General features: G+C 37.5%; 4 protein-coding genes and 1 pseudogene. 1 reads left to right on the top strand and 4 read right to left on the bottom strand.

The window, feature by feature from the left end; translation table 11 throughout:
• Positions 1 to 135: 135 nt before the first annotated feature.
• Together H7254_RS16280 and H7254_RS16275 are read right to left on the bottom strand one after the other, a co-directional pair.
• Positions 136 to 1,098, bottom strand: a complete 963-nt coding sequence (locus H7254_RS16280; protein WP_301933970.1) for an SUMF1/EgtB/PvdO family nonheme iron enzyme — start codon at positions 1,096 to 1,098, stop codon at positions 136 to 138.
• Between the two features lie 52 nt (positions 1,099 to 1,150).
• The gene (locus H7254_RS16275) at positions 1,151 to 2,074 is read right to left on the bottom strand and encodes an FAD:protein FMN transferase (protein ID WP_301933969.1); all 924 of its coding nucleotides are present in this window, start codon (positions 2,072 to 2,074) and stop codon (positions 1,151 to 1,153) included.
• A 149-nt stretch (positions 2,075 to 2,223) separates the two neighbouring features.
• Here H7254_RS16275 and H7254_RS16270 point away from each other — a divergent pair, with 149 nt between their 5' ends.
• On the top strand, positions 2,224 to 3,147 hold the full coding sequence (locus H7254_RS16270) for a hydroxypyruvate isomerase family protein (RefSeq protein WP_301933968.1): 924 nt from the start codon (positions 2,224 to 2,226) through the stop codon (positions 3,145 to 3,147).
• 356 nt (positions 3,148 to 3,503) lie between these two features.
• On the opposite strand, the gene H7254_RS16265 is transcribed toward H7254_RS16270, so the two are convergent.
• Both H7254_RS16265 and H7254_RS16260 read right to left on the bottom strand, forming a co-directional pair.
• The gene (locus H7254_RS16265) at positions 3,504 to 4,970 is read right to left on the bottom strand and encodes a D-alanyl-D-alanine carboxypeptidase (protein WP_301933967.1); all 1,467 of its coding nucleotides are present in this window, start codon (positions 4,968 to 4,970) and stop codon (positions 3,504 to 3,506) included.
• Between the two features lie 81 nt (positions 4,971 to 5,051).
• Positions 5,052 to 5,532: pseudogene (locus H7254_RS16260) on the bottom strand (arginase); the annotation flags it as partial.

Raw genomic sequence — 5,532 nt, 5'->3', positions numbered from 1 at the left:
ATATGTTCGTTGTTGTTGTTACATTTATAAAATATTATTATTTACAAATTGCATGTTGTTCGCTTCTACTGAACTCACACCCGTTCTAATTCTCCCAAATCAGACATCGAAAAATCCGATAGCTGAGATCGTTTTTCAGTTCCCAAGGTATTGCTTATAAAATTGATTGGCCTGTTGAGGGCTGGGTTGTTCCAACGGGCACACAATTCTAAATCCAACTGAAGGAGCATCTGTTAGCCACCATTTGCTTTTTGGTATTTGTGGGTCACGCTTGTTCCACAACGGGTCAGATTTAAAACGGGTGGCGCTTCTTAACTGAGCAGCCTCATCCATATAACCACCGCCCCGCAAGGCTTTGGGATAACGTGATTTATTTGGCACCACGAATGGGTTGGCTGTTTTATCAGGCAAACTGTCCATGCGTTTTTCATCGTAATGGTCTTGTGTCCACTCATTCACATTGCCCAGCATATCATACAATCCCCAGGCATTGGGTAACTTTAAACCCACTTTCTGAAATTTATTATTGCTGTTGTTTTTATACCAGGCGTAATTGTCCAGCAATTTTTCGTCGTTGCCAAAATAGTATGTAGTGGTGGTTCCTGCACGGCAAGCATATTCCCATTCGGCTTCTGTTGGCAGGCGGTAAAACACACCCGTTTTGGCATACAGCCATCTGCAATACATAATGGCACCATATTGCGATAAACTATTTACCGGGTAACCACCATCTTTACCCATGCCCAAACTAAAATCTATGTATTGCGGACTGGGCCTGGTAATGGCGTCAACCTTAGTGCTTTCGCTGGTGGTCTCATCATTGTAAAACACATCAAATTCATCCCGGGTAACTTCAAATGCGCCCATCCAGAAATTGGCGAGGAATATTTTTCGCTGGGGTCCTTCATCAGCCTTTCTATTTTTCTCCGTTACATTACTGCCCATTAAAAAACTTCCCTCATTAATAGGTACCATCTTACATTGAATGGTAGAACCGGGTATTGTCAGCTTATAAGTGGCAAATATTTTAACGGAGTCTTGTGCATCAATCAACTGCCAGCTAATGGTGGCCAATAAACCTACAAAAAATTTCTTCACGATGGTAGTCAATATTTTAATTTGGAAGATAAGAAATAAACTGAAATAAACATTACTCAAACGTTTGTTTCCAATAACGGTTAAAACCTTTTGTTGAATAAAAAATTGGTTTACCTTTTTTTATTTCAGCAATTAATATTTCGGCCCCCAATTCGGCAGCCAGTTTTTTCGATTTTTTGATAGATAAAATAGTGCAAGCTTTTGTAAGCCAATCTGCTGTTGTACCATCATCGGCAATTACTGTTACGTTGCGTTGATTGGTAACGCCATAACCCGTATGTGGATTAATAACATGCGAATACCTTTTTCCTTCATGTTCAATAAACTGATATACATCGCCGGAAGTGGTAATTGCTTTGTTTTGCATTATCAATATTCGGGATAATATTTCATCTGTTGATTCAGGAACATTTACACCTACCGTCCAACCCTTTAATCCCGGTGGCGCACCACTCATTACAATATCTCCACTGCAATTTACCAAAGCCTGGTTTATATGTTGTGTACCTAAAAAATCAATTATTTTTTGTGCAATATATCCTTGAGCAATTCCTCCTAAATCTAGTTGCATTCCAGGCTGTGTAAGAATTGCTTTTTTATTAAGTGTATCAAGGGTTAATTTATTTAAACCAATTAATTTTTTGGTGGCTTGCACTGCTTCATTAGTTGGAAATTGTTTTGCCTTTCTTAATTTTCGCCAAAATTTTGATAATGGACCAATGGAAATATCAAAGGTCCCTTCACTTTTATCAAATGCAGTTTTTGCTTTTAATAACATATCAAACATAGCAGGAGAAAGGCTTACAGCAGAATCCTTATTACCTGCTGAAGCACTTAATTTTGATAACTCACTGCTATCAATATAATCGCTAAAAATAAATACAAATGAATCTACCAGATTAAAACATTGCTTTGCAATGAGGTTTGCCTGCACACTGTCCTCAGAATAAAAAATAATCCCAAAAGGAGAACCCATTTTTGGTTGTGTAAATGAAAATCGTTTCTGTTGTGCAGCACATGCAGTGGTTAGTAATAGAAAAAATACAGTTTTTAAAATACGGGTAAACAATTTTTAATTTTTTATAAATGAATGTTGGTAAATTTAAGCCACAAAAAATATAAACCATGGAACGAAGAAAATTTATGCAGCAATCCTTATTGGCAAGTGGAGCTTTATTAGCATCCTCCGCCAGCGTATTTGCAAAAACCAATGATGAAAATATAACTACTGCTGAAAAGCCCTTTCATCTTAATTATGGAATACATGATGGGATGTTTCAAAATCATGCCGGCAAGGATTTTGTCGATCAGATAAAATTTGCCTATGACAATGGTTTTAGGGGTATTGAAGATAATGGCATGAGTGGCCGACCCGAAGATCAGCAGAAAAAAATTGGAGATACGCTTGCCAAACTTGGTATGGGAATGGGCGTATTTGTGCAGCCTGACTTGGGTAATGATAGTAATATGCTGGCATCGGGCAAAGCCGACCAGGTTGAAAAATTTATTGCATCGTGTAAGAAAGCGGTTGAGGTTGCTAAACGCATAAACAGTAAGTTGGTTACGGTGGTTCCCGGCGATTTTGTTCGTGACCTGCCTATTGGTGTACAAACAGGTAATGTAATTGAAGCGATAAAAAAGGGAACAGCCATTTTAGAGCCGCATGGAATTATTATGGTGCTTGAGCCGCTTAGTGACGACCCGGATCTATTTCTGCGAACACCCGACCAGGCGTATGCTATCTGCAAAGCTGTTGGTAGTCCGTCTTGTAAGTTGCTTTACGATATGTATCATGTACAGCGCAATCAGGGCCACATTATCCCTACGCTCGATTTAGTGTATGATGAAATTGGCTATTATCAGATAGGCGATAACCCAGACCGCAACGAACCAGGCACAGGCGAGATGAATTACAAAAATATATTTAAACATATCTACAATAAAGGATACAGAGGTATTTTGGGCATGGAACATGGTACTGCCGGTAAAGGTAAAGAAGGCGAATTGGCATTGATAAAAGCTTACAGAGAAGCGGATAGTTTTATGTAGGTTTCTGATAACAAAGACACGAATTTTTTTCACGAATTCCACGAATAAATACAATACAGCGTTCAATGCCGTTAAGTTAAGCAAAATGGAAGTGGCGGGTGGGGACACTCGCTACGGAAAGTGGTTTCTGATAACAAGGACACGAATTTTTTTCACGAATTCCACGAATAAATACAATACAGCATTCAATGCCGTTAAGTTAAGCAAAACGGAAGTGGCGGGTGAGGACACCCGCCACGGAAAGTGGTTTCTGATAACAAGGACACGTATTTTTTTCACGAATTTCACGAATAAATACAATACAGCATTGTATTTCGTGGAATTCGTGTTTTATAATTTGTGAGATAAAAAAAGCATTAATATTTTTCCCTGATGGTTTCTAAAAAAGTTTCTTCGGCTCGCCTCACTTTGGTGGCGCTGCCCTGAAATTGATTGGTTAAAATAGAGAAGATAATAAATTTCCCCTTTTTTGTATACAGATAACCGCTTATTGCGATGTGGTTGCTTAAACTACCTGTTTTGGCATAAATAAAACCGCTGTCTTTTTGATAATAGTTTTTAAAAGTACCTGTTCCTCCCGTTGGTAAAATTATTTTTAATCTTTTTATACCAAACTCATTTTTCATTTTATTTAAAAGATAAATAAAAGATTGCGGACTAAACAAATTGTATCTGCTAAGTCCGCTACCATCTACCCAGTTTGGTTTTTGAGGGATATCTTTTAAATCTGTTTTTAATAATGTATCAATCATCGCCTCGTCACTCATATATCCCAGGTGTTCATTACTTGCCATCAGCAAAGTTTGTTCTGCAAAAAAATTATCACTGTGGTACATCATCGGTATAAATAACGAATCGGTTGGCTGAGAATAAATGATGTGTAATTTTTTATCATTGTTGTTAATCGAATCTTCAATTTTGTTACTGATTAAATTTATATCTTGATGCAACGTGTCTGATAGGAATTCTACAATTTCATTATTATTAGTAGCAAGAGGTATTTCATATTCATATTTTTGGGGTCGGGGAGATATTACAGTAGAAATAATTTCATTACTATCCCATTTCCGAAAGAAAGAAAATTCAACATGGCCCTTGTATTTTTCAAATCCTGTTTGAGTATGCAGCGGAATGTTTTTTGGTACAATAGTTAGCGTTCCCTCATTATTATATACTCTTGCCAGATTGCCATAAATAGGGAACTCACTTCTTTGTACCATATAGTTTTCTGTGTAGTCATCCCATGCCCAGCCTTGTCCGAGGGCTTTTGTGAAATATTGTGTGCAGTAATGGATATTGGCTTTACTTTTTAAAAAATCGAATATGGGTTGATGCTTAAAATCCGGGTGTAAAAAAGTTGGATCGCCGGTAGGGTATATGATTAATGTATTTTCTTTTTGCTGATACCGAACGCCAATTAAACTATCGCCTAAATATTTTAACCCTGCATACAACGAAAACAATTTTACATTACTTGCAGGAACATAGAATTTGGTTGCTTCATGATTATACCAGTATTTATTTGTAGCTGGCTCATAAATACTGATGCCGATGTGGCCTGTGTTGATGATAGAATCTTTCAGTAATAATTGTGCTGCCTGTTTTGAAATTTGTTTGGATATTGAACAGGAGGAAAGAGAAAATAATACGATGCCAGCAATAAATGTCAAATTTAAAAAGGCTGCAATTAATTTTATAATATTCCCGTTAGAAGGCTGAAGATCCACATAGGTATGCCGATGAAAGGATTGCGACGCAACGATGCTGCTATGAAAAATTATGCTGGTATTATTATTTTTATTTAAACGATTGCTAATTTTCATTGTCCTGGTTTTACTAAAAAATCATTTAATGATAATTACTTTTATGTCAGGCATAAATTGAATCTATGAAATAACACTACGCTAATTTCTTTCCTGTGTTCTTAACCAGCGCTCAGGAATTTCATTGCGGCTGGCACTGAGGTAATCGTTGTAGCTACAGGCAATCATTTTTTTATCGGGTAACTGCATCCACCAACGGCCAGTTTTGCGGCTTTGTAAAAACCGGGTGTCTACCTCAGCAAACACGGTGTGGTACTCATTGAAATTATTAGTGTCTTCCAGTAAAGCTTCCTGTTTACTGCGGCTTTTACCATCAATAAAATACCACAACATTTGTGCTATTTGCTTGGCTGTTAAATCATGCACATCCGATCTTGGCTGGTAACCATAAATGCCAAAACTGCTTATGTTGGTGCTCATACCTGCATAGCGGGTAAGCATACACGCTTCTTCACCAGTAAGGCCATTAGGGCTGCATTCGTTGGCAGGAGCATCGCTGTTTTTTATAGCGTTAATATCAAAACTTAATAAATGAGTGTTGCGTAATACAGGCTCCATTTCT

Source organism: Ferruginibacter sp., assembly GCF_014377975.1.
Lineage (GTDB): Bacteria > Bacteroidota > Bacteroidia > Chitinophagales > Chitinophagaceae > Ferruginibacter.
This window is presented reverse-complemented; position numbering and strand designations above follow the sequence as displayed.

Coding starts and splice junctions, on each gene's coding strand:
- H7254_RS16275 (WP_301933969.1), bottom strand. CDS start 2,074: ATGGGTTCTCCTTTTGGGATTATTTTTTATTCTGAGGACAGTGTGCAG.
- H7254_RS16270 (WP_301933968.1), top strand. CDS start 2,224: ATGGAACGAAGAAAATTTATGCAGCAATCCTTATTGGCAAGTGGAGCT.
- H7254_RS16265 (WP_301933967.1), bottom strand. CDS start 4,970: ATGAAAATTAGCAATCGTTTAAATAAAAATAATAATACCAGCATAATT.